21 protein-coding genes are annotated in these 23733 nt (G+C 72.4%); 19 read left to right on the top strand and 2 right to left on the bottom strand.

The genetic code is table 11. From position 1 onward, the window contains the following. The first annotated feature begins 36 nt into the window (after nucleotides 1–36). From glpK to mtnB, 7 genes are all read left to right on the top strand, one after another. Nucleotides 37–1590, top strand: coding sequence for a glycerol kinase GlpK (gene glpK / locus ACIBKX_RS27200; RefSeq protein ID WP_363274274.1), 1554 nt, complete (start codon nucleotides 37–39; stop codon nucleotides 1588–1590). A 13-nt stretch (nucleotides 1591–1603) separates the two neighbouring features. After that, the gene (locus ACIBKX_RS27195; RefSeq protein WP_363274273.1) at nucleotides 1604–3226 is read left to right on the top strand and encodes a glycerol-3-phosphate dehydrogenase/oxidase; all 1623 of its coding nucleotides are present in this window, start codon (nucleotides 1604–1606) and stop codon (nucleotides 3224–3226) included. Between the two features lie 120 nt (nucleotides 3227–3346). Beyond that, nucleotides 3347–4426, top strand: a complete 1080-nt coding sequence (locus tag ACIBKX_RS27190) for an LLM class flavin-dependent oxidoreductase (protein WP_363274272.1) — start codon at nucleotides 3347–3349, stop codon at nucleotides 4424–4426. 35 nt (nucleotides 4427–4461) lie between these two features. Next, nucleotides 4462–5526, top strand: a complete 1065-nt coding sequence (locus ACIBKX_RS27185; protein ID WP_363274270.1) for an LLM class flavin-dependent oxidoreductase — start codon at nucleotides 4462–4464, stop codon at nucleotides 5524–5526. A gap of 63 nt (nucleotides 5527–5589) precedes the next feature. Beyond that, a complete protein-coding gene (locus tag ACIBKX_RS27180; protein WP_363274268.1) occupies nucleotides 5590–6174 on the top strand; it encodes a cupin in 585 nt (194 codons plus the stop codon). Continuing rightward, nucleotides 6171–6902, top strand: coding sequence for an acireductone synthase (gene mtnC / locus ACIBKX_RS27175; protein WP_363274266.1), 732 nt, complete (start codon nucleotides 6171–6173; stop codon nucleotides 6900–6902). Before ACIBKX_RS27180 ends, mtnC begins: the two co-directional genes overlap by 4 nt. Continuing rightward, nucleotides 6899–7504 carry a methylthioribulose 1-phosphate dehydratase gene (gene mtnB, locus ACIBKX_RS27170; RefSeq protein ID WP_363274265.1) on the top strand — a complete coding sequence of 202 codons (606 nt, stop codon included), beginning with the start codon at nucleotides 6899–6901 and terminating at the stop codon, nucleotides 7502–7504. Before mtnC ends, mtnB begins: the two co-directional genes overlap by 4 nt. Nucleotides 7505–7570: 66 nt before the next feature. On the opposite strand, the gene mtnA is transcribed toward mtnB, so the two are convergent. After that, nucleotides 7571–8638 (bottom strand): S-methyl-5-thioribose-1-phosphate isomerase, encoded by a 1068-nt coding sequence (mtnA, locus tag ACIBKX_RS27165; protein WP_363274263.1) that lies wholly within the window; start codon nucleotides 8636–8638, stop codon nucleotides 7571–7573. Between the two features lie 354 nt (nucleotides 8639–8992). On the opposite strand from mtnA, the gene ACIBKX_RS27160 reads away from it, so the two are divergent. Genes ACIBKX_RS27160 through ACIBKX_RS27125 form a run of 8 tightly spaced genes read left to right on the top strand, consistent with a single transcriptional unit; the run spans nucleotide 8993 to nucleotide 17296 of the window. Further along, nucleotides 8993–10042: a BMP family ABC transporter substrate-binding protein gene (locus tag ACIBKX_RS27160; protein WP_363274262.1), complete on the top strand. Its 1050-nt coding sequence runs from the start codon at nucleotides 8993–8995 to the stop codon at nucleotides 10040–10042. Beyond that, nucleotides 10026–11738: an ATP-binding cassette domain-containing protein gene (locus tag ACIBKX_RS27155; RefSeq protein ID WP_363274260.1), complete on the top strand. Its 1713-nt coding sequence runs from the start codon at nucleotides 10026–10028 to the stop codon at nucleotides 11736–11738. The genes ACIBKX_RS27160 and ACIBKX_RS27155 overlap by 17 nt, the downstream gene beginning before the upstream one ends. Nucleotide 11739: 1 nt before the next feature. Further along, nucleotides 11740–12843 carry an ABC transporter permease gene (locus tag ACIBKX_RS27150; RefSeq protein WP_363274259.1) on the top strand — a complete coding sequence of 368 codons (1104 nt, stop codon included), beginning with the start codon at nucleotides 11740–11742 and terminating at the stop codon, nucleotides 12841–12843. Continuing rightward, entirely contained in the window at nucleotides 12840–13733 is an 894-nt protein-coding gene (locus ACIBKX_RS27145; protein ID WP_363274257.1) for an ABC transporter permease, read from the top strand. Before ACIBKX_RS27150 ends, ACIBKX_RS27145 begins: the two co-directional genes overlap by 4 nt. Next, entirely contained in the window at nucleotides 13730–14503 is a 774-nt protein-coding gene (locus ACIBKX_RS27140; protein ID WP_363274256.1) for a purine-nucleoside phosphorylase, read from the top strand. Before ACIBKX_RS27145 ends, ACIBKX_RS27140 begins: the two co-directional genes overlap by 4 nt. A 51-nt stretch (nucleotides 14504–14554) precedes the next feature. Next, entirely contained in the window at nucleotides 14555–15928 is a 1374-nt protein-coding gene (locus ACIBKX_RS27135; protein WP_363274255.1) for an amidohydrolase, read from the top strand. After that, nucleotides 15925–16542, top strand: a complete 618-nt coding sequence (locus tag ACIBKX_RS27130; RefSeq protein ID WP_363274254.1) for a sulfite oxidase-like oxidoreductase — start codon at nucleotides 15925–15927, stop codon at nucleotides 16540–16542. Before ACIBKX_RS27135 ends, ACIBKX_RS27130 begins: the two co-directional genes overlap by 4 nt. Beyond that, complete coding sequence (locus ACIBKX_RS27125; protein ID WP_363274253.1) at nucleotides 16535–17296, top strand: ferredoxin reductase; 762 nt, start codon at nucleotides 16535–16537, stop codon at nucleotides 17294–17296. The genes ACIBKX_RS27130 and ACIBKX_RS27125 overlap by 8 nt, the downstream gene beginning before the upstream one ends. 661 nt (nucleotides 17297–17957) lie before the next feature. On the opposite strand, the gene ACIBKX_RS27120 is transcribed toward ACIBKX_RS27125, so the two are convergent. Next, a complete protein-coding gene (locus ACIBKX_RS27120) occupies nucleotides 17958–19337 on the bottom strand; it encodes an MFS transporter (RefSeq protein WP_363274252.1) in 1380 nt (459 codons plus the stop codon). Nucleotides 19338–19695: 358 nt separating this feature from the next. On the opposite strand from ACIBKX_RS27120, the gene ACIBKX_RS27115 reads away from it, so the two are divergent. From ACIBKX_RS27115 to ACIBKX_RS27100, 4 genes are read left to right on the top strand one after another with little or no spacing between them, the layout of a single operon-like run. Beyond that, nucleotides 19696–21183: an aldehyde dehydrogenase gene (locus ACIBKX_RS27115; RefSeq protein ID WP_363274251.1), complete on the top strand. Its 1488-nt coding sequence runs from the start codon at nucleotides 19696–19698 to the stop codon at nucleotides 21181–21183. Nucleotides 21184–21206: 23 nt separating this feature from the next. Next, on the top strand, nucleotides 21207–22145 hold the full coding sequence (locus tag ACIBKX_RS27110) for a VOC family protein (RefSeq protein WP_363274250.1): 939 nt from the start codon (nucleotides 21207–21209) through the stop codon (nucleotides 22143–22145). Next, complete coding sequence (locus ACIBKX_RS27105; RefSeq protein WP_363274249.1) at nucleotides 22142–22948, top strand: aspartate dehydrogenase domain-containing protein; 807 nt, start codon at nucleotides 22142–22144, stop codon at nucleotides 22946–22948. Before ACIBKX_RS27110 ends, ACIBKX_RS27105 begins: the two co-directional genes overlap by 4 nt. Continuing rightward, nucleotides 22945–23730, top strand: a complete 786-nt coding sequence (locus tag ACIBKX_RS27100; protein WP_363274248.1) for an alpha/beta hydrolase — start codon at nucleotides 22945–22947, stop codon at nucleotides 23728–23730. The genes ACIBKX_RS27105 and ACIBKX_RS27100 overlap by 4 nt, the downstream gene beginning before the upstream one ends. The last annotated feature ends 3 nt before the right edge of the window (nucleotides 23731–23733 follow it).

Here is a 23733-nt window from a genome sequence, read left to right as displayed (position 1 = left end):
CCGATGACCGCCTGAGACAGACCGCCGAGCAAGAACATGGAGCACACCGTGACCACCGACGCACACACCGCAGGCCCGTTCATCGCGGCCATCGACCAGGGCACCACCTCCAGCCGCTGCATCGTCTTCGACAAGGACGGCCGGATCGTCTCGGTCGACCAGAAGGAGCACGAGCAGATCTTCCCGAAGCCGGGCTGGGTCGAGCACGACGCCAACGAGATCTGGACCAACGTCCAGGAGGTCGTCGCCGGGGCCATCACCAAGGCCGGCATCACGCGCGACGACATCAAGGCCATCGGCATCACCAACCAGCGCGAGACGACGCTGCTCTGGGACAAGAACACCGGTGAGCCCGTCCACAACGCCATCGTCTGGCAGGACACCCGCACCGACGCCCTGTGCAAGGAGCTCGGCCGCAACGTCGGGCAGGACCGTTTCCGCCGCGAGACCGGTCTGCCCCTGGCGAGCTACTTCGCCGGACCCAAGGCCCGCTGGCTGCTCGACAACGTCGAGGGCCTGCGCGAGCGCGCCGAGGCCGGCGACATCCTCTTCGGCACCATGGACACCTGGGTCATCTGGAACCTGACGGGCGGTGTGAACGGCGGCAAGCACTACACCGACGTCACCAACGCATCGCGCACCATGCTGATGAACCTGCACACCATGCAGTGGGACGCGAAGATCGCCGAGTCCATCGGCGTGCCGCTCGCGATGCTCCCCGAGATCCGCTCCTCCGCCGAGGTCTACGGCGAGGTCAGCGGCGGCAGCCTCGGCGAGCTGATCGGCGGCATCCCCGTCGCCTCGGCGCTCGGCGACCAGCAGGCGGCCCTCTTCGGCCAGACCTGTTTCGCCCAGGGCGAGGCCAAGTCCACGTACGGCACCGGCACCTTCATGCTGATGAACACCGGTGAGACCGCCATCAACTCCTACTCGGGCCTGCTGACCACCGTCGGCTACCAGATCGGCGACCAGAAGCCGGTCTACGCGCTCGAGGGTTCCATCGCCGTCACCGGTTCGCTGGTGCAGTGGATGCGCGACCAGATGGGCCTGATCAACTCCGCCGCCGAGATCGAGACGCTCGCGTCGTCGGTCGAGGACAACGGCGGCGCCTACTTCGTGCCGGCCTTCTCCGGTCTGTTCGCCCCGTACTGGCGCTCCGACGCCCGCGGTGTGATCGCCGGTCTGACCCGGTACGTGACCAAGGCGCACATCGCGCGCGCCGTCCTGGAGGCCACGGCCTGGCAGACCCGTGAGATCACCGACGCCATGACGAAGGACTCCGGCGTCGAGCTCACGGCCCTCAAGGTCGACGGCGGCATGACCTCCAACAACCTGCTGATGCAGACCCTCTCGGACTTCCTCGACGCGCCCGTGGTGCGCCCGATGGTCGCCGAGACCACCTGCCTCGGTGCCGCCTACGCCGCCGGTCTCGCCGTCGGCTTCTGGTCCTCGACCGACGAGCTGCGCGCCAACTGGCGCCGCGCGGCGGAGTGGACCCCCCGCATGGACGCGGACATCCGCGACCGTGAGTACAAGAACTGGCTCAAGGCCGTCGAGCGGACCATGGGCTGGCTCGAGGACGAAAGCTGACGAGGAGTTAGACATGACCACCCTGCAGAGCGTCCCCGCCCTCGGGACGCATCCGGCTGCCGGTTCCCGCGCCTCCTTCGGTGTGGCGAGCCGCGCCGAGACCCGGGAACAGCTTTCCAAGGCGACGTACGACCTCCTGGTGATCGGCGGCGGGATCCTGGGCATCTCCACCGCCTGGCATGCCGCGCAGTCGGGACTGCGGGTGGCCCTGGTGGACGCCGGTGACTTCGCCGGCGCCACCTCCTCCGCCTCCTCCAAGCTCCTCCACGGCGGTCTGCGCTACCTGCAGACCGGCGCGGTGAAGCTGGTCGCGGAGAACCACTTCGAGCGGCGCGCGGTGTCCCGCCAGGTGGCCCCCCACCTGGCGAACCCGCTCACGTTCTACCTGCCCGTCTACAAGGGCGGCCCGCACGGCGCGGCCAAGCTGGGCGCGGGCGTCTTCGCGTACAGCGCGCTGTCCGCGTTCGGCGACGGCGTCGGCCACCTGCTCTCGCCCTCGAAGGCCGCGCAGGACGTGCCGGAGCTGCGTACGGACAACCTGAAGGCCGTGGCCGTGTACGGCGACGACCAGATGAACGACTCGCGCATGGCCCTGATGACGGTCCGCGCGGCCGTCGAGGCCGGTGCCGCCGTCCTCAACCACGCCGAGGTCACGGGCCTGCGCTTCACCAAGGGCCGGGTCACGGGCGCGGAGCTCAAGGACCGCATGAGCGGCGACGAGTTCGGCATCAACGCCCGTCTGGTCCTGAACGCGACCGGCCCCTGGGTCGACCACCTGCGCAAGATGGAGAACCCGGACGCGGCGCCCTCCATCCGTCTCTCCAAGGGCGCGCACCTGGTCCTCAAGCGCACCGCCCCCTGGAAGGCCGCGCTGGCGACCCCGATCGACAAGTACCGCATCACGTTCGCGCTGCCGTGGGAGGACATGCTCCTTCTCGGTACGACGGACGAGGAGTTCGAGGGCGACCCGGCGGACGTCAGGGTCACCGAGGCCGACACCGCGCAGATCCTGGACGAGGCCGCGTTCTCCATCCGCGACCAGCAGCTGTCGCGTGACCTGATCACGTACTCCTTCGCGGGTCTGCGTGTGCTGCCCGGTGGTCCGGGCGACACGTCCAAGGCCAAGCGCGAGACCGTCGTCACCGAGGGCGCGGGCGGCATGCTGTCCGTGGCGGGCGGCAAGTGGACGACCTTCCGCCACATCGGCCGTACGGTGATGAAGAAGCTGGAGTCGCTGCCGGGTCACCCGCTCGGCGACGACTACGAGCCGATCTCGCAGCTCCAGAAGCGGCTGCCGCTGCCCGGCATCGCCAACCCGCGCGCGGTCGCCCACCGTCTCCTGGTCGACGGCCCGGCGCCCGGCCCGCGGATGGCGGCGGACACCGCCAAGCACCTGGCGACGCACTATGGCTCGCTCTCCTTCGACATCGCCCGCCTGGCGAACGAGGACCCGGCGCTCGCCGAGCGCATCTCGCCGGACGCCCCGGAGATCTGGGCGCAGGTCGTCTACGCCCGCGACCACGAGTGGGCCGAGACCGCGGACGACGTGCTGCGCCGCCGCACGACGCTGACGATCCGCGGCCTGGCATCGGACGACGTCCGCGCCAAGGTGCAGGACGTGCTCGACAACAAGTAGGCAGACACTGGTTGCCGAAGGGGCGGCTCCCTCTTGAGGGGGGCCGCCCCTTCGGCGTACCCGGCCGGGCTGCCATACCGCGTACATACGCGTGCAATACGCCGCGGGGAGAGTTGGAGGATGCCTCCGGTTCCTCTCTCAGTCCTTGACCTGGTCCCCGTCAGCTCCGGTTCGAACGCTCCGACGGCCTTGCGCAACACCGTCGGACTCGCCCGTGCCGCCGAGGAGTTCGGCTACCGCCGCTACTGGCTGGCCGAGCACCATCTCAATCCGGGCGTCGCCGGTTCCGCGCCCGCCCTGGTGATCCAGGCCGTCGCCCAGGCGACGCGGGAGATCCGGGTGGGGTCGGGCGCGGTCCTGCTCGGGCATCAGACGCCGCTGTCGGTCGTGGAGCAGTTCGGGATCCTGGACGCGCTCCATCCGGGGCGGATCGATCTGGGGCTCGGCCGGTCGGGGCGGCCGCGCTCCGCGGGGACGGGTGGGTCCGGGGCGCCGCCCGAGGGCCTCGCCCGCATCCTCCGATCCCCCCGATTCCAGCTCCAGTTCAAGCTGCTCCAGCAGCCGGGGGCGCAGACTCCCGCGTACGACGAGCAGATCGGCGACATTCTGGCGCTCTTCGGCGGTACGTACCGCGGCGAGGACGGTACCGAGGCGCACGCGGTGCCCGGTGACGGTGCCGACGTCGGCGTATGGATCCTCGGCAGCAGCGGGGGCGAGAGCGCCGAGGTCGCGGGCGCCCGGGGGCTGCCGTTCGGGGCGAATTACCACGTCAGTCCGGGCACGGTGCGGGAGGCCGTGGCGGCCTACCGGGCGGCGTTCCGGCCCTCGGCGGTGCTCTCGGAACCGTATGTGCTGGTGTCCGCCGACGCCGTGGTCGCGCCCGACGACGAGACGGCGCGGCGGCTGGCGACCGGCTACGCGCCCTGGGTGCGGTCCATCCGGCGGGCGGAGGGGGCGATCCCGTTCCCCACCCCCGAGGAGGCGGACCGCCTCACGTGGACGGACGAGGACCGGGTGCTGGTGGCCGACCGCGTCGAGACGCAGTTCGTGGGCGCGCCCGAGACGGTGACGGAAGGCCTCGCCGAACTCCAACGGGCTACCGGCGCCGACGAGTTGCTGATCACCACCATCACGCACGACCACGCGGACCGGGTGCGGTCGTACGAACTGCTGGCCCAGGCCTGGCAGAAGCAGGCCTGAAGCACGCGGACGAAGGACAGGCACGAAAGGACACCATGAAGTTCCAGGTACTGTCGATCATCGGACACGCCCCGCATCCCCTGACCGGTGAACTTCCCACGGCTGCGGACCGGTTGGCGGACGTCGTCGAGGTCGGCGTGGCCGCCGAGCAACTCGGCTACGACGCGTACGCCGTGGGCGAGCGGCACGCCGGCGCCTTCCTCTCCTCCAGCCCGACGGTCGTGCTCGGCGCGCTCGCCGCGCGGACCACCCGCATCAGACTGCTCACCGGCGTCACGGTCGTGGCGATCCTCGACCCGGTGCGGGTGGCCGAGGACTACGCGACGCTCGATCAGATCTCGCGCGGGCGCGTCGAGTTGGTGATCGGGAAGGGTGCCGAGGCCGGACACTTCGATCTCTTCGGGCTCGACGAGGAGCGGCAGTGGGATCTGCAGAAGGAGAAGTACGAGCTGCTTCGGCGGCTGTGGAGCGAGGAGAACGTGGACTGGGAGGGCGAGTTCAGGCCCGCCCTGAAGAACGTGACGACGGTGCCGCGCCCGTACGCGGGAGTGCCGCGCGTCTGGCACGGCTCGGCGACCTCCCTCAACTCCCCCGACCTGGCGGCCCGGCACGGCGATCCCCTCTTCACCGCCAATGCCGTCCAGCCGCGCGCCGCGTACGCGAAGCTGATCGCGCACTACCGCGAGCGGTTCGCGGCGTACGGCCATGATCCGGCGCGGGCTCGGGTGGCGGCCGGTTCGGGCGGGCTGCTGATCGCGGACTCGGCGGAGCAGGCGGTCGCGCGCTACGGCGAGCTGTACGAGGCGCGGGTACGGCAGAGCTTCAAGCCGCACCTGGAGGGCAGAGCGGGCTACAACACGCCTTTCCGCACCATTCAGGACGCGATCGCCGACGGGCCGCAGCTGATCGGCTCCCCGCAGCAGATCATCGACAAGATCCTCGGCTACCACGAGGTGTACGGCCATGACCTGCAGTCGATCACCGTTGACGGCTTCGGCCTGGAGCGCGGCGAGCAGATCGAGACGCTTCAGCGGTTCGCCGAGGAGATCGCGCCGGTGGTGCGGGCGGCCGCGCCGTCCACGCTGTGGGACACCGTGTGACGGGTCGGCGCCTGGGGCTACGATCCGAAGACATACCTGACCTGACCTGCCCTGGAGTGATCAATGACTCTCCTGACGACGTGGCCGGAGTCCGGCACCGAGACCGTCGTACGCCGTACGTCGGACCCCGCCGAGATCGCCGCCGCGCTCGCCCCCGTCGGCGTGCGCTACGAACAGTGGCCGGTGCGCGAGGACGTACCGGCCGACGCGGACAGCGACACGGTCTTCGCGGCGTACCGCACGGAGATCGACCGGCTCAACGCCGAAGAGGGCTTCCAGACGGTCGACGTGGTGGCGCTGCACCCCAGCGACGACCCCGAGTGGCCCGAGAAGGCGAAGGCGGCCCGGCAGAAGTTCCTCGCCGAGCACACGCACGACGACGATGACGAGGTGCGGTTCTTCGTCGCGGGCGCCGGCATCTTCTACCTCCACGTCGGCGGTGAGGTGCACGCGGTGTACTGCGAGAAGGGCGACCTGCTCGGGGTGCCGCGCGGCACGACGCACTGGTTCGACATGGGCACGTCCCCCGCGTTCACGGCGATCCGCTTCTTCCACGAGGAGGACGGCTGGATCGGCAACTTCACGGGGAGCCCGATCGCCGACCGCTTCCCGGACTTCGACGCGATCCACGCGGGGTACGCCGCGTGAGTTCTGGTTCGGGGTTCGCCGTGGACGCCGTGGTGCTCGACATCGAGGGCACCACGAGCGCCACGGGGTTCGTGGTGGACGTGCTGTACCCGTACGCGCGTGAACGCTTCGGGGCGCTGCTCGGCTCACGGGGTGCGGAGCCGGAGGTCGCGCGGGCGGTCGCGCAGGTGCGGGAGCTTTCCGGTGAGCCGGATGCCGACGCGGGACGGATCGAGCAGATCCTGCACGGCTGGGTGGACGAGGACCGCAAGGCGACGCCGCTGAAGACCCTTCAGGGGATCCTCTGGGCGGAGGGTTTCGCGCGCGGCGAGCTGGTCTCGCACTTCTACCCGGAGGTGATCGGGGTGCTGCGCGGCTGGGCCGCCGACGGGGTGCGGCTCCACGTGTACTCGTCGGGTTCGGTGGCGGCGCAGCGCGCCTGGTTCACGTACTCGCCGGAGGGGTCCCTGCTCGACCTCGTCGGCGGCTTCTACGACACCGAGAACGCGGGCCCGAAGCAGCAGCCGGACTCCTACCGGGCCATCTCGGCGGCGATCGACGTGCCCGCCGGGCGCACCCTCTTCCTCTCCGACCGGCTCGGCGAGCTGGACGCGGCGCGGGAGGCCGGGTGGCGGACGGTGGGCGTCCGGCGGGCCGGTGAGCCGTACTTCGCCGCCGGGGTCGGCGGGCATCCGGAGGCGTCCGCCTTCGACGAGATCACTGTTTCAGTCGCGAGGAGCACGGCATGAGCGGGACCACTGAGCTCGACCTGGAGGAGGCGGGCGCCGCCCTGGCCGCCGAGGCGGCGCGGTTCGCCTCGTTCGGCTGGATGCGGGGCACGTCCGGGAACCTGTCCGTGGTCCTTTCGCGTACGCCGCTGCAGCTCGCGGTGACCGCCAGTGGCCGGGACAAGGGTGAACTGACGTCCGCGGACGTGGTGTTGACGGACGAGTCCGGTTCGGCGCTGGGTCCGGGCCGTCCCTCGGCCGAGGCGGCGCTGCACGCGCGGGTGGCCCGGCTGACCGGGGCCGGGGCGGTCGTCCACGTCCACACGGTGGCCTCGGTGGCCATGGGGCACCGGAAGCCGGGCGGTGTGGTGTTCCGGGACCTGGAGATGCTGAAGGGGCTCGGGCACGGCACGCACGAGGTGGAGGTGACGCTGCCGGTCATCGAGAACAGCCAGGACATGACGGTGCTGGGGGACCGGCTGGAGGCGGCACTTCAGCCGGGGATGCCGGCGGTGGTGGTCGCCGGGCACGGGATCTACGTGTGGGGCGCGGACCCTCGCGAGGCGCGCCATCGCACGGAGGTCGTGGAGTGGCTCCTTGAACTGGAGCTGACGCGGGGCTGAGACGGCCCTTCGGGATCAGGCGCGCAGGGCTCCGGGGGTTCGGCCTCCGGAGCCCTGGCGTTCCTCCTACAGCCCGCCCCCCGGCAACTCCCCCGCCGACACCTCGAGTACGCCCCGCTCCGTCACCAGCGCGCTCACCAGCGAACCCGGTGTCACGTCGAACGCGGGGTTGTGGCCGCGCGAGGACGCGGGGGTCGTGCGGATGCCCGCCCACTCCAACACCTCTGCCTCGTCGCGCAGTTCGATGTGGATGTCCGCTCCCGTCGCCGTGGCGACGTCCACCGTCGTCGTCGGGGCCGCCACCATGAACGGGATGCCGGCGTGCGCGCACGCCAGGGCGACCGCGACCGTGCCGACCTTGTTCGCCGTGTCGCCGTTCGCCGCTATCCGGTCGGCGCCGACGATCGCCGCGTCCACCTCGCCGCGCAGGATCGTCCCGGCCGCCGCGCCGTCCGCCTGGACGAAGTGCGGTATCCCCTCCTGCGCCAGCTCCCACGCGGTGAGCCGCGCGCCCTGCAGCAGGGGGCGGGTCTCGTCGGCGTACACGGTCTCCAGGCGCCCACGCCCGTGGAGTTCGCGGATCACGCCGAGTGCCGTGCCCCAGCCCGCCGTGGCCAGCGCGCCCGTGTTGCAGTGGGTGAGGATCCGCAGCGGGCACTCCCCCGCGTCGGGGATCCGCTTCAGGAGCCAGTCGGCGCCGAACGCGCCCATCGCGTGGTTCGCCTCCAGGTCCTCCCGGACGACGGCGTCCGCCTCGGCGAGCACCGCCGCGGGCCCCTCGTCGATCCGCGCCGCGACCCGGTCCACGCACACCATCAGGTTCACGGCGGTCGGCCGTGCCGCCCGCACGCGGGCCACCTCCGCGTCCAGGCGCGCCCGGTCCCAGCCCTCGCGCTCGCCCTGCGCCATGGCGAGCGCGACGCCGTATCCGCCTGCGGCGCCGATCGCTGGGGCGCCGCGGACCACCAGGCGGACGATGGCGTCGATCAGCTCGTCGACCGTCGTCACGTCGAGCCGGTTCAGGGCGTGCGGCAGCGCGGTCTGGTCGATGAGGGAGATGAGCGGGAGGGACTGGGCGGTGCCGCCCTCCGCGGCCGCCTGCCATGTGACGGCGCGCAGATCCTGGCTGGTCATGGTGGTCAACTCCGGGGAAATAGGGGCGATTCAGGCCATGCGGGGAGGGGTGCCGTCACCGTACCCGACCCGCTCGAACCATATTTCGAGACGTTCGTGCGGCTGTCCGAAATCCGGTGTTACCCTCACCGCCACCCAGGACGGACCCCCCACGGTGCGAGGAGGACAGCCATGTACGACGCCGGAAAGAACGGCACGGACGTCATGTGCCGCCCCGCCGTGGCCGCCGACGGCCGCCGAATGTGCCGCTGTCGCTCCTGTCGCTCCTGCCGCCGCTGAGCGGCGCCGCTCCGCACCGTCCGCTTCCCCGCCACCGCCTGGGCCCACCAGGCACCTTCGAGAAGGCGCTCCCCTATGTCCCTCTCCATCCCCACGCGTACGTCCCTCAGAATCGGCGCCGCGGCCGCAGCCGCCGTCTTCCTGGCCACCGGCTGCAACGCCGCCGCCGACAAGGGCGGATCCGACGACAAGGGCGACAAGGCGTTCACGCTCATCACGCCGGACCCGGTGGCCCAGAACGAGTTCCTCAAGCTGGCCGTCGCCGGTGTGAAGTCGGCGGCGAAGGCCGAGGGCGCCGGGACGCCGAAGGTCTTCCAGAGCAGCGACACGTCCTCGCGGCAGCAGAACGTGCAGTCGGCGGTGGACTCCGGGCCCGACGTCATCGCCCTGGTCGGCTTCGAGTTCGCCGACATCGCGGCGCAGCAGGCCGAGGCGCACCCCAAGCAGCAGTTCCTGCTCGTCGACGCGTGCACGAAGAAGGCGTACAAGAACGTCACCTGCGCGGTCTTCCGGGAGCATGAGGCGGTCTACCTCGCGGGCGCGGAGGCCGGGCTGCTCACCAAGAGCAAGAAGGTGGGCGCGGTCGACGTCCTCGACACCCTGCAGTTCCGGCGCTACAGCGAGCCGTTCGCGGCCGGTGCGAAGAAGGTCGAGCCCAAGGCCAAGTCCCGCACGCTGTTCGTGGGCGGGCAGTCGCCGTTCAATGACGCCGCGCGCGCCAAGGACCAGGCGGCGACGCTCGGTTCGGGCGGCGCCGACCAGGTGATGGCGGCTGCCGCGGGCGGCAACACGGGCGTATTCCAGGCCGCGAAGTCCGGCGGCTTCCAGGCGTACGGCGTGGACGCCAACCAGTGCCTGACCAGCCCCGGGGTCGTCGTCGACAACGTACTGAAGAAGACCGATGTCGCCGTCGAGAAGGGCATCTCGCAGATCCTGAAGGGCAAGGGCGGCACCACGGTGTCGTACGGCCTGAAGGAGGGCGGCATGTCGCTGACCGGCCTGGAGCCGGGTCTCGCGGACTCCAAGTGCCTGATCGCGGACCACAAGGACGTGCTGAAGCGCGTCGAGTCGCTGCGGGACGACATCGTCGCCGGGAAGCTGAAGGTCAATGACCCCGCGGCCTGAGTCGGCCGCAGCCGTGACGCCCGACGCACCCGCCGTCGAACTCCGGGGCATCACCAAGGAGTTCCCCGGCACGCTCGCCAACGACCGGGTGGACCTGACCGTCGCGCGCGGTGAGATCCACGCCCTGATGGGCGAGAACGGCGCGGGCAAGTCGACCCTGATGTCCGTGCTGTACGGCCTCCTTCGGCCGGACGCCGGGCAGATCCTGCTCGACGGGCGCGAGGTGGCGTTCGGCAGCCCGAGCGAGGCGATCGCGGCCGGGCTCGGCATGGTGCACCAGAGCTTCAAGCTCTTCCCGTCCTTCACGGTCGCGGAGAACGTCGTGTACGCCGCCGAGCCGCGCCGCTTCGGTCTGACGGACCGGGCGGCGGCGGTGCGGCGGGTCGGCGCGCTCGCCGAGGAGCACGGGCTCGCGGTGGACCCGACGGCGAAGGTCGGGGACCTGCCGGTGGGCGTGCGCCAGCGCGTGGAGATCCTCAAGCTGCTCTACCGGGGCGCCCGTACGCTGATCCTCGACGAGCCGACGGCGGTGCTGACCCCGGCGGAGGCGGACGCCCTGTTCGGTGTCCTGCGCTCCCTCGCGGACGACGGCCGCACGGTCCTCCTCGTCACGCACAAGCTGCGCGAGGTGATGGAGGGCAGCGACGCGGTGACGGTCCTGCGGGACGGCCGGGTCGCGGCGCGCATGCGGACGTCCGACACGACGGCGGACGGGATCGCGGCGGCGATGACGGGGCGCGCGGTCGAACTCGACCGGGTGCACGCGTCGGGCACGCCGGGCGGCGATGTCCTCACCGTGACCGGGCTGCGCACGGACTCCGTGCGGGACGTCTCGCTCACCGTCCGCGCCGGCGAGATCGTCGGCATCGCGGGCGTCGCGGGCAACGGCCAGTCCGAGCTGATCGAGGCGGTGACGGGCCTGCGCCCGATCGCCGCCGGACGGATCGAACTCTCCGGGCAGGACATCACGGACGCGACGGCGGCGGGCCGCCGTGCGGCGGGTCTGGCGTACGTCCCCGAGGACCGCACGGCGGTCGGCACCGCGCCGGCGGCGACGATCGCGGAGAACCTGGCCATGGGCCACCACCGGGGCCACGGCCTGCTGCGCCCGGCCTGGCTCCGCGAGCACGCGCGCGGCCTGATCGACCGCTTCGGCATCAAGGCGGCATCGCCGCGCCACCCGGCGGGCTCGCTGTCCGGCGGCAACCTCCAGAAGCTGGTCATCGGCCGCGAACTGGCCCATGAATCACCGCTGTTGATCGTCGAGCAGCCCACCCGAGGCGTCGACATCGGCGCCATCCAGACCATCCACGACCAGCTGATCGCGCACCGCGACGCGGGTCACGCGATCCTCCTGGTCTCCGCCGAACTCAGCGAGATCCGGGGCCTGTCGGACCGTGTCCTGGTGATGTACGAGGGCGGGGTCGCCGCGGAGTACGCGCGTGAGGAAGCGGACGAACGGACCCTGGGGCTCGCGATGGCGGGCGGCGCCGCGGCGCGGGAACGTCGCCCGAGCGATGCGGATGACGCGGGCACGGCAGCCGAAGCCGGACCGCCCACCAGCGACACCGGCAGCCCGGCAGACGGCGAAAGCGCAGGCCTGCCCAGCTCCGGTCCCCCGGCCGCCGGTTCCGGCACCCCCGTCCCGCCTCCCCGCGAGAGCGACGACTCCGCCCCCGTGAAGGAGGCCCCCTGACATGGCCGCCGAGACGCAATCTCCCGGCAACGTGGGATCACTCGGCGCGCGCGTGCTGCGTGCGCCCGCGCTGCACTCCGTGATCGCCGCCGTGCTCGTCGGCGCGCTCTTCCTGGTCGGGACCGGGGCCGATCCCATCGGGGCGTACGGCTCCGTCGTCAACGGGGCGCTCGGGCCCGACGGGATCGGGTCCACGCTGACCACCGGGACCAGCATCCTCGGGCTCGCCGTCGCGCTCGCGATCCCGATGCGGGCCGGGCTCCTGAACCTCGGCGGGGACGGGCAGTTGGTGCTCGGCGGGATCGCGGCCGCCGCGACGGGGCTCTACTCGCCGCTGCCCGCGCCGCTCACCGTCGTCGCCGCGCTGCTCGCGGGGATGGCGGCCGGTGCCGCGTACGCCGCGCTCGCCGCCGTGTGCCAGAACCGGTTCGGCGTACCGCTGCTCGTCAGCAGTCTGCTGCTCGGGTATCCGGCGATGTCCTTCGCCTCGTATCTCGCGCGCTTCCCGCTCAAGGAGGAAGGGTCCAGCCTGCCGCAGACCCGGCGGCTGCCGGACGGGGTCGAGCTGCCCGCCTTCGGGGCGTCGACCGTCACCGTCGGGCTCGTCCTCGTGGCCGTCGCGGCCGCCGTGTACGCCTTCGCCGACGCCCGCACCGCCACCGGCTACGAGATCCGCATGACGGGGCTCAACCCGCGCTTCGCCGCCTACGCCGGTGTCGACCGGCCGAAGCTGACGCTGCGTCTGATGGCACTGTCCGGCGCCGTCGCGGGCCTGGTCGGCGCGATCGGCGTGCTCAGCTTCCCGTACCGGTTCATCGACGGTTCGCTCACCGCGGCCGGACACACCTGGACCGGGCTCACCGCGGCGCTGCTCGCCGCCGCCGCGCCCATCGGGACCGCACTCGCCGCGCTGTTCTTCGCGGCGCTCGAAGTGGGCGGGCTCGCCATGGAGCGGACCACGGACGTGCCGCGCGAGCTGACCCAGGTCCTTCAGGCCGTCGTCATCGTCTTCCTCGCCGCCCGGCTGAACCTGACCTGGCGCCGGGCCCGCAAGAAGCAGCCGAGCGGCACCGAGGACTCCCCGAAGGAAGTGAGCGTGCGATGAGCGTCGACTCCGCCCTGTTCCACTCCGCGCTGCTCGCCCTCACCCCGATCCTGCTCGCCGCGCTCGGCGGCGCGATCTGCGAGCGGGCCGGCGTGTTCAACATCGGCCTCGAAGGCATGATGCTGATCGGCTGCTTCAGCGGCGTCGCGGGCAGCTGGTTCACCGGAAGCGCCTGGCTGGGGGTGGCGTTCGCGGCCCTCGCGTCGGCGGCGTACTCGATGATCCTGGCCGTCGGGACGATCAGTCTGCGCGGGGACGCCGTCGTGCTCGGCGTCGCGCTCAACCTGCTCGCCGTGGGCCTCACCGGCTTCCTGCTGCGTACGGTCTTCGGGGTGCAGGGCACCTTCTCCGACCCTGATCTCGCCGGGCTCGGCGGCATCGACATCCCGTTCGTGGGCGCCGTCTTCTCCGGGCACTCCGCCCTCGTGTACCTCTCCTGGGCCGCCGTCGCCGTGGCCGCGGTGTTCCTCGCCCGGCACCCCTGGGGGCTGCGCCTGCGCGGCGTCGGCGAGGCGCCCGACGCGGCGGCGACGCTGGGGGTCAGTCCGGCGAAGTATCAGTACGCCGCCGTCCTGACGTCGGGCGTCCTGTGCGGGCTCGCGGGAGCCCAACTCGCCCTCGGCAACGTCACGTTGTTCTCCGAGAACATGACGGCGGGCCGGGGCTGGATCGCCGTGGTCGCCGTCATGCTGGGCCGCGCCCTGCCGCTGGGCGTGCTGCTCGCGGGGCTGCTGTTCGGCATCGCGGAGGCCGTCGGTTTCCGGCTGCAGGGGCTCGGCATGCCGCAGCAGGCGACCGACGCCGCTCCGTACGTGGTGACCCTGGTCGCCCTCTTCCTGTCCACGGCGCGCAGGCGCCGCCGCAAGCCTTCGGTTGGAGCACCCGCATGACGACGTCACCCCCCGACAGCACTGACACCCTGCCCATCACCCGCGTCCCCCGCACCGGGCTGCCCGCCCACGCGGTCGTCGTCGGCGACCCGGCCCGTGCGGCGGCCGTCGCGGACCTCCTGACCGACGCGAAGGAGGTGTCGTACCACCGCGAGTACCGCACCTTCACCGGCAGCTGGCAGGGCACCCCCGTGGTCGTCGCCTCGCACGGCGTCGGCGCCCCCGGCGCGATCCTGCTCTTCCAGGAGCTGGCCGATGCGGGCGTCAGCACCATCCTGCGGCTCGGCACGGCCGGTGCGATCCGCCCCGGCATCGGCGACGGCGACCTGGTGATCGCCGACGCGGCGGTGCGCGACGACGGTGTGACGGGGCAGCTGATCCCCGCCGAGTACCCGGCGTTCTCGACCCCGGAGGCGGTGCTCGCGCTCCAGCGGGCGGCGCGGGCCGCCGACGCCCCGCACCACCGGGGCGTGGTGTGGACGCGGGCCGCGTTCCAGCCGGGCTTCCTGCCGCTGCCGGGCGAGGCGTACGCCGCCGCCGGGATCGCGGCGATCGAGATGGAGCTGAGCGCGCTGCTTGTCTTCGCCTCGACGCACGGCCTGGTCGCGGGCGGCGCGCTCGTCGTGGACGGCGCGAACGCGGACGAGCTGGTCGACGAGGAGGCGACCGGTGGCTACAACCCGCACCGGAACGTGGTCGCCGACGGGGTCGACCGGGGCGCCCGGATAACCTTGGACGCGTTGCGCCTGCTGGCCGGCACCGAACACTGAGCCGCGCGCCGTCTGTCCCCAGGCCGACGAAGATCACGGAGAACGGAACCGATGCACCCCACTGACCTGCCGGCCCAGGACCGGGGCGGCTCCGTGGATCTCCTGGTCCACGGCGGCGACGTCCTGACCGTCGACGCGGCCGGCACCGTCGTGCCGGACGGCGCCGTCGCCGTACGCGACGGGAAGATCGTCGAGGTCGGCCCCGCCGAGCGGCTTCGCGCGACGTACGCGGCGGCGGACGAGCTGGACGCCGCGGGATGCCTGGTGCTGCCCGGCCTGATCAACACGCACACGCATCTCGCGATGACGCTGTTCCGGGGCATCGCCGACGACGTCACGCTGCAGGGCTTCCTGGAGCGGGTCATCCCGGCCGAGGCGGCGCGGCTGTCGCCCCGGACGGTGACGGCGGGCATGCGGGGCGCGATCGCCGAGTCGGTGCGCGGCGGGGTCACGACCGCGCTCGACATGTACTGGTTCCACGAGGCGGCCGAAGCGGTGGCGCGGGACGCCGGGTGGCGGCTGCTGACCGGCCCCACCTTCATGGACGTACCGGAACCGCCGGACGGCCGCCCGTACGCCGACCGGCTCGGCTGGGCGGCGGCCGACCTCGCCGCGCGCGCCCCGGCGCCGGGCAGGCGCCCGGTGCTCTTCGCGCACTCCGCGTACACCCTGGGGCCCGAGCAGCTGACGGCGATCACGGCGCTGGCCCGCGAGCACGGGGCCCTGCTTCACATCCACGCGGCGGAGAACGCGGGCGAGGTGGCGGCGGTCGTCGAGCAGCACGGCATGCGGCCCGTGGAGCTGCTGGACTCGCTGGGCGTGCTGGGTCCGGACACGCTCCTGGCCCACGCCGTGGACCTCACGGACGCGGAGATAGCGGCGATCGCCCGCACCGGTACGGCGGTCGCCCACTGCCCCGTATCGAACCTGAAGCTGGGCTGCGGCATAGCCCGCGTACCCGATCTGCTCGAAGCGGGCGTCACGGTCGGCCTCGGCACGGACGGCGCGGTCAGCTCCAACACGCTCGACCTGCTCGGCGCCGTGAACGTCGCGGCGCTCGTGCACAAGGCGGGCGGCGATCCGACGGCGGTCGGCGCGGAGCAGGCGGTCCGCATGGCGACCATCGAGTCGGCGCGGGCGCTCGGCCTCGGCGACCGGCTCGGCTCGCTCGAACCGGGCAAGCGCGCGGACCTGATCGTCCTCGACCTCGGCCGGCCGCACCTCACGCCCCGGCACGACCCGTGGTCGATGCTGGCGTACAGCGCCGCGTCGTCGGACGTCCGCGACACGGTCGTCGACGGCCGGATCCTGATGCGGGACCGGGTGCTGCGTACGCTGGACGAGGTGTCCGTGCTGCGTGCCCTTCAGGACGCGGCGGGGGCTCCTGACACCAACAGCACCATCGAAGTGGCAAGCACCATATGACCCACCAACCCACCCGCGGCTTCACCGGGCGCGCCCGCGCCGCCGACCGCGATCCCCGGCTGCCGCCCGGACAGTACGACGCGGCGGACGGCTGGCCGGTCCTCTCCGCCGAGGTGACGCCCGCGCTGACGCCGCAGGACTGGACGTTCCGCGTGGACGGGCTCGTCACGTCCCCGCGCACCTGGACGTGGGACGAGGCGCACGCGCTGCCCGGGTCCGAGTACCGGGGCGACATCCACTGTGTGACCAGCTGGTCCAAGTTCGGGGTGCGGTTCGGCGGGGTGAGCCTGGACGCGTTCCTCGCGGAGGCGGGGCCGCGTCCGGAGGCGAGCCATGTCGTGGCGTACTCGCACACCGGTTACACCACGAACCTGCCGCTGTCCGACGTGACGGACGGCAAGGCGTGGATCGTCTGGGAGTACGGGGACGGCCCGCTGCCTCCCGAGCACGGCGGCCCGGCCCGGCTGATCGTCCCCCACCTGTACTTCTGGAAGAGCGCGAAGTGGATCGCGGGGCTGCGGCTCCTCGACCACGACGAGCCGGGCTTCTGGGAACAGAACGGCTATCACCACCGGGGCAATCCCTGGCGGGAGGAGCGCTACTCCGGTGACTGACACCTTCGTACCCCCCGCGTTCGTACCCCCCACGCGGTTCGCCGTGCCCGGCCGGATCGCCGTGAGCAATCGGGCGGCGGCACTCTGGCAGCGGGCGACGGTCGTCGAGATCCGCCGCGAGACGCCTGCCGCCTCGACGTTCCGGCTCCGGGTTCCCGACTGGCAGGGGCATCTGCCGGGCCAGCACCTGATGCTCCGGCTGACGGCGCCGGACGGCTATGTCGCCCAGCGCCACTACTCCATCGCCTCGGCGCCGGAGCTGGCGGCGGCGTCCGGTGAGATCGAGCTGACCCTCGACCACGTGCCGGGCGGCGAGGTCTCCGGCCACCTGCACACGGTGGCCCGTGTCGGCGACGTGGTCGAGGTGCGGGGCCCGCTGTCCGGCTTCTTCGCATGGCCCGGCGACCGCCCGGCCCTGCTCCTCGGCGCGGGCTCCGGGGTGGTCCCGCTGATGTCGATGCTGCGGCACCGGCGGGATGCGGGCCTCGACGTCCCGCTGAGGCTGATCGTCTCGGCGCGGACGTCCGCTGATCTCATCTATGCGGATGAGTACGGCGATGAGACGCGAGCGGTGCTGACGGGCACGGAGGGCCGCCTGAACGCGTCCCACCTGGCCCCGCTGCTTGACTCGCCCCCTGCGGAGGGCTGGGAGGCGTATGTCTGCGGCTCCAACGGCTTCGCGGAGCATGCGTCGCGGTTGCTGGTGGCGGGGGGCCAGCCGGTGGACCGGATCCGCATCGAGCGGTTCGGGTAGCGGCTGCGGGGTTGCCTCGCGGGGGCGGCTGCGGGGGTGCGGGTTGCCCCACGGGGGCGGCTGCGGGGGTGCGGGTTGCCCCGCGGGGGCGGCTGCGGGGGTGCGGGTTGCCCCACGGGGGCGGCTGCGGCGGTGCGGGGTTGCCCCACGGGGGCGGCTGCGGGGGTGCTTCCGGGTTGCCCCACGGGGCGGCTCGGCTCCTGCGCGTTCGCCGTCGTGGGCTGCGGCGCCGTGCCTGCGCCGCCGCTCCGCGGCGGATCTTTCCCACCCACCCGCCCGATTACCCGGCGACAGCCCACCCGACCTGTCCGGTGCGCTCACCATCGCCAGCTGCGGCTCCATGCCTGCGCCGCCGCTCCGCGGCGGAACTATCCCACCCACCCGCCCGATTACCCGGCGACAGCCCACCCACCCCGTGCGGTGCGCTCACCATCGCCGGTCGCTGTGCCACAGCCGGATTGGCGTGCCGCCTGCCCGTTCCCGGGGTCCTTGGCAGGTTCGGGGTGATCGGGTCGGTGGGTGGGAAAGATCCGGCGCGGAGGGGCGGGGCAGCGGCGGGGTAGCGGTCCCGCCCCCGTGGAGACGGGGTCCAAGGCAATCGCGCGACCGGCGGCAGCCGGAAGGGAAGAAGCCCGTCGCAGGCGAACCCGGACCGCCCCCCCTACGGCGAGACCTCCTCCAGCCTTCGCCCCGCCGTCTCCTCCGCCGCCACCGCAGCCACCGCCGAACCCGCCAGGGCCACCGCTCCCAGCATCACGAACACCGTGGAGATGTTGCCGCCCGCGTAGACGACGCCCACCACGATCGGGCCGAGGATCACGCCCAGGCGGTTCATCGCGCCGCCCACGCTGCTGCCCAGCGCCCGCATGCGGGTGGGGAAGAGTTCCGGGGTGTAGAGGTACAGGCAGATGTTGGAGCCGAAGAAGAAGACCGCCGCGAGCGACGTCCACACCAGGACCTGGACCGGCGTGCCCGCGCCGAGGAACGCGAGGGCCAGCAGCATCGCCGCCGCCCCGCCCAGGCAGCCCGCGATGACCCTGCGGCGGCCGGCCAGGTCGACCGTCAGGGCAGCGACGAGACAGCCCAGCAGGCCCGCGCAGGACGTCACCGTGGAGTAGAGGAGCGCGTCCGAGAGGGAGAGGTCGTAGCGGTTCTGGTAGATCGTCGGGAGCCAGGACGTGATGCCGTAGTTGACGAAGTAGCCCGTGAACCAGAGGACGCCGACGACGAGCGTGCGGCGGCGGTAGCGGCCCGTGAACAGGCCCCGCAGCCCCGAAGCCGCCTCTCCGGGCGCCGCCACCGGCAGCGCCTGAGGCACGGGCGGCAACGGCTTCGCCGTGATCCGCTCGACCTCCGCCTCGATGCCGGACATCACCGATGCCGCCTCGTCCACCCTTCCGTGATCCGCCAGCCACCGCGGCGACTCCGGCACCTTGCGCTGTACGAGGATGCAGAGCAGCCCCGGCAGCGCCGCGATGGCGTACATCCACCGCCAGCCCAGGATCGGCACCACCCAGGCCGCGACCAGCGCGCCCACCGTCAGCCCCGCCGGGAACACCAGCTCGTAGAGGAGCACGAAGCGGCCCCGCTTGTGGCTGCGGGTGATCTCGGCGATGAAGGTGGCCGCGACGGGGACCTCGCCGCCGATCGCCAGGCCCTGGATGAACCGCAGGCCCATGAACATCTCCGGGGACGTCGCCACCGACAGCGCCAGGTTCGCCGCGCTGGACACCGCCACGCACAGCGCGATGACCTTCACCCGGCCGATCCGGTCCGCGAGCCGCCCCGAGAGCAGCGCCCCGACCAGCATGCCGATCGAGCCGACGGTGAGCAGCAGCGTCGCGGCGGACGTGCTGAGGTCCCACTCCTCGCGCAGCTGCGGCAGCGCGTAGGCGATCAGGAGCTGGTCGAAGGCCTCGAAGAAGGTGACCGCGCCGACGATGAGCCGGACGGTGACGTGCCAGCGGCACAGGGGGAGCCGTTCGAAGCGGGCGGCTATGGAGGCCCGGACCGCATGGTCCGGGGAGGCGTCGATCGTCATGCGGGTACTCCGCTGCTGAGGGGGCGATGGCGGGGACGAGCGGGGAGAGATCGCCTCGGCCCTCGGAGTCTGGGGAAACTCGGGCCGAGGAGCAAGTAAGCGCAAAGTTTCTAAGCGCTTAAGTTGTACCGTCCGGACACCGGAGGCCGTCAAGAGTCTCCGCAGGGGAAATCGTCGAGGAACGGTCACGATCGGGTCTTGCGTTTCAGATATTTAAGCCCTTAGATTTCTAGCACTTACCGAGTTGCGGATCGGATCGCCGAGCGGTCCGGTCCGCGCCCCGCTCACCGACGAGCATTCGGAACTGCCGTGGCACGCCGCGTGGTTCAGCCCGGATCCCGCACGCAAGGAGGCCCCCATGCCCCGCATCCCAGCCGACGAAGCCCTCATCGCGGGCCGGTGGCGGCGCGGCGCGGGCGCCCCCGTCGACACCGTCGACCCGGCGACGGGCCGCGCCATCGCCACCGTGCACGCGGTCACCCCCGACGAGGTCGCCGAGGCCGCGGAGGAAGCTGCGCGGGCCGCCGCCGACCCGCGTTGGCGGCACCTCCTCCCCCACCGGCGCGCCCTGCTCCTGCACCGCGTCGCCGAGCTGATCGACGAGTCCGCGGACGACCTGGCCGCCCTGCAGACCGCCGACACCGGCAAGGCGCTCACCGAGACCCGCGCCCTGGTCGCCAGCGCCGCCGGCACCTTCCGCTACACGGCCGCCGCCCTGGAGACCTCCGAGGAGGCCCTCACGCCCTCGCGCGGCGACTACGTCACGATGAGCGTGCACGAGCCGATCGGAGTCGTCGGCGCGATCAACCCCTGGAACTCCCCCGTCGCCAGCGACGCCCAGAAGCTCGCCCCGGCGCTCGCGGGCGGCAACGCGGTGCTGCTCAAGCCCGCCGAGTGGACCCCGCTCGTCTCCCTCGCGCTCGGCCGGATCGTCTCCCGCGCACTCGACGAACTCGGCCTGCCCGCAGGGCTGTTGTCGGTCCTGCCGGGCCGCGGCAGCATCGTCGGCGATGCCATCGTGCGCGATCCGCGCGTCGGCAAGGTCACCTTCACCGGCGGCACCAGCACCGGACGCACGCTCGCCCACGCGGCCGCCGAGAAGCTGATGCCCCTCTCGCTGGAGCTGGGCGGCAAGTCGCCCACGGTCGTCCTCACCGACGCCGACGTCGAACAGGCGCTGGCCGGCGTGCTGTTCGGGGTGTTCTCCTCCAGCGGCCAGTCCTGCATCGCGGGCTCGCGGCTCTTCGTGGCGCGCGAGCTGTACGCCGAGTTCGTGGGGGAGCTGGTCGAGCGCGCGCGGAAGCTGCGGGTCGGGCCCGGCACCGACCCCGGCACCCAGGTCGCGCCGATGGTCCACCACAAGCACCGGGACTCCGTCGCCGCGTACGTCGATCTCGCTCGGGCGGAAGGGGCGCGTGTGCTCTGCGGAGGCTCCGTCCCGGAAGGCGCCGAGTACCAGGACGGGGCGTACTACCTGCCGACCGTCCTGGACGGTCTGCCCAACACCTCCCGCACCTGCCAGGAGGAGATCTTCGGACCCGTCCTGGTCGCGCTGCCCTTCGACGACGAGGACGACCTCGTGTGCCAGGCCAACGACAGCGTCTACGGCCTCGCCTGCGGCATCTGGACCCGCGACCACCGGGCCGCCTGGCGGATCGCGCGCCGCGTCGACGCGGGCACCGTTTGGATCAACACGTACAAGCAGTTCAGCATCGCCACGCCCTTCGGCGGCATGAAGGAGAGCGGTCTCGGCCGGGAGAAGGGCCGCGACGGCATCCGCGCCTACCAGCGCCAGAAGTCCCTGTACTGGGGCACCTCCGACGCCCCGCTCCCCTGGGCCAACTAATCCCCGCACCTCTGGAGAAGGTCATGCCCCAACCCCCCGTCGCACGGCTGCGCGCCCTGCGCTCCGTCGAACTGCTCACCCCCTCCTTCACCGAGGCCGCCGACTTCTACCAGGAGGTCTGGGGCCTGGAGACCGTCGAGTCCGAGCGCGGCACCGCCGCCTGGCTGCGCGGCACCGGAGCCGAGCACCACGCCCTCCAGCTCACCCGCGCCGACCGCACCGGGCTCGGCCGGATCTCCTTCGCCGTGGCCACGCCCGCCGAGGTCGACGAGGCGGCGCGGCGGCTGCTCGCCCGCGGCATCACACCCGTCGCCGGGCCAGGCCCGCTGGACCAGGTCGGCGGCGGCTACGGCCTGCGCTTCACCGACCCCGAGCACCGCCTCGTCGAGATCAGCGCCGAGGTCGAGGCGGTCGCGCCGCGCGGCCGGGACGGCGCCGTGCCGGTCGGCGTCACGCACGCGGTCCTGAACACGACGGACATCGACGCCGCCGTCGCCTTCTACCGCGACGTCCTCGGGCTTCGCGTCTCCGACTGGTCCGAGCACCAGATGGCGTTCCTGCGCTGCAACGCCGACCACCACTGCATCGCCTTCAACCAGGCCGAGTGGGCATCGCTCAACCACGTGGCGTACGAGATGAGTTCGGTCGACCACTTCATGCGGGGCCTGGGGCGGCTGCGGCACCACGGCATCAACCCGCAGTGGGGTCCGGGACGCCACGGCCCCGGCAACAACACCTTCTCCTACTTCACCGATCCCTCCGGGCTCGTCTGCGAGTACACCTCCGAGGTCGCGCAGATCGTCGAGGACCAGTGGATCGCGCGGGTCTGGCGGCGCGTGCCCGATCTTTCCGACCTGTGGGGGACGGCCGGTCCGCCGTCGAAGGAGATCCGCTGCCACATGGCGGGCTCGCCGGACCCCGGCCCGCTCCACTCCCCCGAACCGCTGGAGGTCCACGCATGAGCGCCGTACGCCATGTGCGCAAGGTCGGCATCGTCGGCTGGGGTGCGATCGGCCGCGTCGTCGGCACGGCGCTCGCCGAACAGCGCGTCCCCGGCGCCGAGTTGACCTGCCTGGTCGACAACCGTCCGCTCGGCGAGAGCGCCCCGGCACCGCAGGTCTCCTTCGACGAGGCCATGGAACGCTGCGATCTGATCGTCGAGGCGGCGGGCCAGGGTGTCGTACGCGAATGGGGTGAGCGCGTGCTCGCCTCCGGGACCGATCTGCTGGTCGCGTCGACCGGCGCGCTGACCGACGAGGAGCTGGCCAAACGGCTGCTCGCCGCCGGCCCCGGCCGGGTGTACTTCACCGGGGGCGCCGTCGGCGGGCTCGACCTGCTCCAGGCCGTGCGCTCCCTCGGCCCGCTCGACGAGGTCGGGCTCACCACCACCAAGCTGCCTTCTACCCTCGAACAGCCGTGGATGGACGAGGAGTTGCTGTCCCGGCTGCGGACGGCGACCGGTCCGGTCGAGGTCATGTCCGGCACCGCGCGCGACGTACCGGTGAAGTTCCCCAAGTCGACGAACGTCGCGGCGTCGGTCGCCCTGGCCGTCGGCGACCTGGACGCTGTGCGGGTCCGGGTCGTCGCGGATCCGGGGGCACAGCGCACCCGGCATGTCGTCGAGGCCTCGGGACCGCACGGGGCCTACCGCTTCGAGGTCGCGCATCTGCCCGACCCCGGCAACCCGGCGACCAGCCAGGTCGTGCCGTACGCGGTGCTGCGCAGCCTCGCGGCGCTGGCCGGGCGGACGGGGCAGATCCTGTGACGGCCCTTCATGTGGAGGAGGCGGGCTCCACCGGTCCGCTGCTGCTCTGCCTGCACGGCATCGGCTCCTCGTCCGCCGCCTTCGCGCCGCAGCTCGCCGAGCTCTCCTCGTACCTGCGCGTCCTGGCCTGGGACGCTCCCGGATACGCCAAGTCGCCCGACCCCGAAGGGCCGTTGGACCTCGACGGGTTCGCGGACGCGGCGGCAGCCGTCATCCGGGAACACGGCGCCAGCGCCCACGTCCTCGGCGTCTCCTGGGGCGGAGTGATCGCGCTGCGGCTCGCCGCCCGCCATCCGGACCTCGTCGACTCGCTGATCGTCGCGGACTCCAGCGCCGGTTCCGGCACCGACCCGGCGAAGGCCGCCGCCATGCGGCAGCGGGCCGCCGAGCTGGCCGAGCTGGGGCCGCGGGCGTTCGCCGAGCGGCGCGGGCCCCGGCTCGTCTCGCCGGACGCACCGCCGGAGCTGGTCCGGCGGGTCGTCGACACCATGGCCGCGGCCGTGCGACTGCCCGGCTACGGGTACGCCGCCGAGTCCATGGCCGCGGCCGATCTGCGCCCCGAGCTCCCCTCGCTCTCCGCGCCCTCCCTCGTCCTCTGCGGCGACCAGGACCGGGTCACCGGCATCGAGGCCTCGCAGGACATCGCCGGTGCCCTGCACAAGACCGCCTACGTGATCGTCAAGGACGCCGGTCACCTGGCGAACCAGGAGCGCCCCGAGGCCTTCAACGCCTGGGTCCTCTCCCACCTCCGCATCACCGCCCGTATCCCCGAACACCTCTGAACT

It is taken from the genome of Streptomyces sp. NPDC050658, assembly GCF_044457025.1.
GTDB lineage: Bacteria > Actinomycetota > Actinomycetes > Streptomycetales > Streptomycetaceae > Streptomyces.
This window is presented reverse-complemented; position numbering and strand designations above follow the sequence as displayed.

Bases quoted from the DNA above. Each gene is read 5' to 3' on its own strand.
- ACIBKX_RS27185 (WP_363274270.1), top strand. From the start codon at position 4,462: ATGAAGTTCCAGGTACTGTCGATCATCGGACACGCCCCGCATCCCCTG.
- ACIBKX_RS27110 (WP_363274250.1), top strand. From the start codon at position 21,207: ATGCCCCAACCCCCCGTCGCACGGCTGCGCGCCCTGCGCTCCGTCGAA.
- ACIBKX_RS27120 (WP_363274252.1), bottom strand. From the start codon at position 19,337: ATGACGATCGACGCCTCCCCGGACCATGCGGTCCGGGCCTCCATAGCC.
- ACIBKX_RS27115 (WP_363274251.1), top strand. From the start codon at position 19,696: ATGCCCCGCATCCCAGCCGACGAAGCCCTCATCGCGGGCCGGTGGCGG.
- ACIBKX_RS27155 (WP_363274260.1), top strand. From the start codon at position 10,026: ATGACCCCGCGGCCTGAGTCGGCCGCAGCCGTGACGCCCGACGCACCC.
- ACIBKX_RS27105 (WP_363274249.1), top strand. From the start codon at position 22,142: ATGAGCGCCGTACGCCATGTGCGCAAGGTCGGCATCGTCGGCTGGGGT.
- ACIBKX_RS27135 (WP_363274255.1), top strand. From the start codon at position 14,555: ATGCACCCCACTGACCTGCCGGCCCAGGACCGGGGCGGCTCCGTGGAT.
- ACIBKX_RS27130 (WP_363274254.1), top strand. From the start codon at position 15,925: ATGACCCACCAACCCACCCGCGGCTTCACCGGGCGCGCCCGCGCCGCC.
- glpK (WP_363274274.1), top strand. From the start codon at position 37: ATGGAGCACACCGTGACCACCGACGCACACACCGCAGGCCCGTTCATC.
- ACIBKX_RS27195 (WP_363274273.1), top strand. From the start codon at position 1,604: ATGACCACCCTGCAGAGCGTCCCCGCCCTCGGGACGCATCCGGCTGCC.
- mtnB (WP_363274265.1), top strand. From the start codon at position 6,899: ATGAGCGGGACCACTGAGCTCGACCTGGAGGAGGCGGGCGCCGCCCTG.
- ACIBKX_RS27180 (WP_363274268.1), top strand. From the start codon at position 5,590: ATGACTCTCCTGACGACGTGGCCGGAGTCCGGCACCGAGACCGTCGTA.
- ACIBKX_RS27140 (WP_363274256.1), top strand. From the start codon at position 13,730: ATGACGACGTCACCCCCCGACAGCACTGACACCCTGCCCATCACCCGC.
- ACIBKX_RS27145 (WP_363274257.1), top strand. From the start codon at position 12,840: ATGAGCGTCGACTCCGCCCTGTTCCACTCCGCGCTGCTCGCCCTCACC.
- ACIBKX_RS27150 (WP_363274259.1), top strand. From the start codon at position 11,740: ATGGCCGCCGAGACGCAATCTCCCGGCAACGTGGGATCACTCGGCGCG.
- ACIBKX_RS27190 (WP_363274272.1), top strand. From the start codon at position 3,347: ATGCCTCCGGTTCCTCTCTCAGTCCTTGACCTGGTCCCCGTCAGCTCC.
- mtnA (WP_363274263.1), bottom strand. From the start codon at position 8,638: ATGACCAGCCAGGATCTGCGCGCCGTCACATGGCAGGCGGCCGCGGAG.
- ACIBKX_RS27160 (WP_363274262.1), top strand. From the start codon at position 8,993: ATGTCCCTCTCCATCCCCACGCGTACGTCCCTCAGAATCGGCGCCGCG.